Annotated in this window: 4 protein-coding genes and 3 tRNA genes; 2 read left to right on the plus strand and 5 right to left on the minus strand. The window is 69.8% G+C overall.

Translation table 11 applies throughout. The annotated features are described in order from the left end of the window. The coding region (locus tag Ae331Ps2_RS17100) for an amidohydrolase family protein (protein ID WP_254864909.1) at nt 1-666 on the plus strand (666 nt) is incomplete at its 5' end. Between the two features lie 22 nt (nt 667-688). Here the strand turns inward: Ae331Ps2_RS17100 and Ae331Ps2_RS17105 are convergent. Next, nucleotides 689-1,513 carry a transposase family protein gene (locus Ae331Ps2_RS17105; RefSeq protein ID WP_075313133.1) on the minus strand — a complete coding sequence of 275 codons (825 nt, stop codon included), beginning with the start codon at nt 1,511-1,513 and terminating at the stop codon, nt 689-691. A 90-nt stretch (nt 1,514-1,603) separates the two neighbouring features. Here Ae331Ps2_RS17105 and Ae331Ps2_RS17110 point away from each other — a divergent pair, with 90 nt between their 5' ends. Next, nucleotides 1,604-2,026 (plus strand): amidohydrolase family protein, encoded by a 423-nt coding sequence (locus Ae331Ps2_RS17110; RefSeq protein ID WP_249265588.1) that lies wholly within the window; start codon nt 1,604-1,606, stop codon nt 2,024-2,026. Nucleotides 2,027-2,116: 90 nt separating this feature from the next. On the opposite strand, the gene Ae331Ps2_RS17115 is transcribed toward Ae331Ps2_RS17110, so the two are convergent. The 4 genes from Ae331Ps2_RS17115 to orn form a co-directional block, all read right to left on the minus strand. After that, nucleotides 2,117-2,192: transfer RNA gene (locus tag Ae331Ps2_RS17115), tRNA-Lys, on the minus strand. Nucleotides 2,193-2,216: 24 nt separating this feature from the next. Beyond that, nucleotides 2,217-2,289: transfer RNA gene (locus Ae331Ps2_RS17120), tRNA-Lys, on the minus strand. 49 nt (nt 2,290-2,338) lie between these two features. Continuing rightward, nucleotides 2,339-2,411, minus strand: a tRNA-His gene (locus Ae331Ps2_RS17125). Between the two features lie 64 nt (nt 2,412-2,475). Continuing rightward, nucleotides 2,476-3,108, minus strand: coding sequence for an oligoribonuclease (gene orn, locus Ae331Ps2_RS17130; RefSeq protein ID WP_043280303.1), 633 nt, complete (start codon nt 3,106-3,108; stop codon nt 2,476-2,478). Between the last annotated feature and the right edge of the window lie 158 nt (nt 3,109-3,266).

Raw genomic sequence — 3,266 nt, forward strand, 5'->3', positions numbered from 1 at the left:
GACGTGCCAGGCACGATCGACCCGTCCGGGACGGAGGCCGCGATGCGGATCATCGCGCTCGAGGAGCACTTCCTGGATCTCGACGTCGCGCGGGCGAGCAGGCCCGAGGCCGAGCGGCTCAGCCCCGGCTCCACCGCGGCGTACGCCCCCGGGACGGGGTACCCCTACACCCCGGCGCCCGAGGTTCTCCTCGATCTGGGCGAGGGGCGGATCGCCGACATGGACGCTCACGGCATCTCCGTGCAGGTCCTGTCCACCCTCTCCACCCAGCAGCTGCCCGCCGACGTCGCCGTGGAGCTCGTCCGGAAGGTCAACGACCGCACGGCGGCGGCCGTCGCGGCGCACCCGGACCGCTTCGCCGCCTTCGCCGCGCTGCCGACGGCCGTGCCGGAGGCCGCCGCCGACGAGCTCGCCCGCGCCGTCGGTGAGCTCGGGTTCGTCGGATCCATGATCAACGGCCGGACCGGGGGCGGGTTCCTCGACGAGCCCCGGTTCGACCCCGTCCTGCGGCGGTCGGCGGAGCTGAGGGTGCCCATCTATCTGCACCCGGGCGTCCCGCCGGTCGAGACCTCCCGGTCGAACTACGAGGGCGGGCTCGACCCGATCGTCACGGCCCGGCTGCAGACGAGCGCCTGGGGCTGGCACGTCGAGACGGGGACCCACTGAGGTGTTCTCAGTAGCGGGTTGATCATGTCGTGCGGTCGTACTCGGTGTGGAGTAGTACGAGCGCAGCTGCGGTGATCGCGCCGGTGCGCCAGGGACATAGCGTGACTCGCCGCAACGCGGCGAAGGTGGTCTTGAGCAGGGCGTTTCCGCGTTCGGCCAGAGCACGAAGGGCTGAGTGCAGGGTGTTGACGGTGCGCTGGTTGACCGTCTGCCCGCGGCCGGGGGCGAGTTTGATGGGCACGGTGAGCCGGTCGGCTTCGCCTTCGTAGCCGAGGTCGCCCAGCGCGGCGTGGGTGTCGTCGGTGAACGCGGCCAGGCCCTCGAGCAGCCCGGGGTGGGTACGGGCGCAGCGGGTGTCGTGCTCGCGGCCCGGCCGCACGTCGCTGGTCCATAGCGGCCATCCATCAGGTGCGGTGAGGACCTGGATGTTCCCGCCGTGGCGGCGGTGCTTGCCCGACCACCACAGGTCGACCCCGGGGGTGAGGCCGAGCGCGCGGCACCGGTCGGTGGCGATCAGGGTGCCGTCGAGATTCACGTGGGTGTGCCCGGCTGTGCGGGCGGCGAGCAGGGCTCCGTGCAGGCCGGGTGCGGCCGCGGCGAGGACGTCGATGCCTTCGTGCAGGTAACGGTAGGCCGTTGCAGTGCTGATCGCGTTGTCACCGGCCAAACATCGGACCCGGGTAGCATCACAGAACCAGCGGATCACCAGCACTGCCTGGGCGAACGGGGTCAACGCCCGCCGCCGGGTGCCACGTCGACGGCGTTGAAGGACCAGGAGCCGCGCCAGATAGGCCACGGTGCGCTCCCCGATCGGGAGGACAGCGGTGTAGGTGACAGGATCAGACATGCAGGACCTCGGTGACGGTGTCGATCTGTGCTGGACCGAACCGATCTACCGGGGTCCTGCCCCGTTCCCGCTCATCTCACCACCCTCGGCGTGTCGCCACGACCTGCCACCCCGCTACTGAGAACACCTCACTTCCTCCATCTGGTCCTCGCCGGGGTGTTCGACCGGTACCCGGACCTGCAGCTCGTCCTCGGCCACTGGGGCGAGATGGTCCCCTTCTACCTCGAACGGATCGAGGAGGCCCTCCCGCAGCGGATCACCCACCTGGACCGTCCGGTCGGGGACTACTTCCGGGAGAACGTCCACATCACCCCGAGCGGGATGTTCAACCAGGCCCAGCTCCGGTTCTGCGTCGAGACGGTCGGGGTGGACCGGATCATGTTCAGCGTCGACTACCCGATGCTGGGCAACGACGGCGCCCGGGCGTTCCTCCGCGAGGCGGACCTGCCCCCGCTCGCGATGGAGAAGATCGCCCACCTCAACGCCGAACGGCTGCTGGGGCTGCCGGGATGAGCACGGCCGGGAACCGTCGGCACCATGAGCTGCAGGGGACAGGACGAGCTGTGGGGGTAGGACGATGACGTCCTACCCCCACAGAATCGGTGGTGCGCCGTCAGGGACTTGAACCCCGAACCCGCTGGTTAAGAGCCAGCTGCTCTGCCAATTGAGCTAACGGCGCGTGCTATTCGGTTGTGATCGTGCGTGCGCCGTCAGGGACTCGAACCCCGAACCCGCTGGTTAAGAGCCAGCTGCTCTGCCAATTGAGCTAACGGCGCATGTGTACTTGTCCGTCGCACGGCTCTGCTGCTGCAGAATCGGCGACCGGGTGAGTGACGGGACTTGAACCCGCGGCCCCCTGGACCACAACCAGGTGCTCTACCAACTGAGCTACACCCACCATCGCGATCTCCCGGACTCCCGGAAGCGCTGGAGAAACTATAGACCGGGGTCCGCGGGAGCCCTCAGCCGGGGGTCGTACCGGTCTGCGGGGGTGCCGCGACGTGCGCGACCGCGGCCGCCGCGGCCTGCGCCTGCTCGGTCGTCGGACCGGGCGGGGCCACGAACAGCGCCTGCCGGTAGTAGGCCAGCTCGCGGATCGACTCGCGGATGTCGGCGAGCGCGCGGTGCGCGAGGCCCTTCTCCGGCTTGGCGTAGAACACCCGGGGGAACCAGCGCCGCGCCAGCTCCTTCACCGAGCTGACGTCGATCATCCGGTAGTGCAGGTACCCGTCGAGCTCGGTCATGTCCCGGGCGATGAAGCCCCGGTCGGTGGCGATCGAGTTGCCGGCCAGCGGCGCGGACCGGGCGTCCGGGACGTGGGTGCGGACGTAGTCGAGCACCATCTTCTCGGCCTGCTCGACCGTGACCGTCGCGCGCCGGACCTCCTCGGTCAGCCCGGACCGGGCGTGCATGTCGCGCACGACGTCGGGCATCGCGTCGAGCTTCGCGTCGTCGCAGGCGATGACGACGTCCACGCCCTCGCCGAGAATGTTCAGGTCGCCGTCGGTGACCAGGGCTGCGATCTCGATGAGGGCGTCGGACCCCAGATCGAGCCCGGTCATCTCGCAGTCGATCCACACCAGCCGATCGGTCATCGTCACAGCCTAGGTGACATCGGTGCGACGGGCGCGAGCCTCGCCCACCACCGTCGGGGGTGTGCCCTAGGCTCGCGCCGTGGCTGACGACACACCCGCTCGCACCATCGCCGCCGGATACGCCACCGACGGACCCGCGCTGGAGCTCGGCACCGTCC

It is taken from the genome of Pseudonocardia sp. Ae331_Ps2 (assembly GCF_001932405.1).
GTDB lineage: Bacteria > Actinomycetota > Actinomycetes > Mycobacteriales > Pseudonocardiaceae > Pseudonocardia.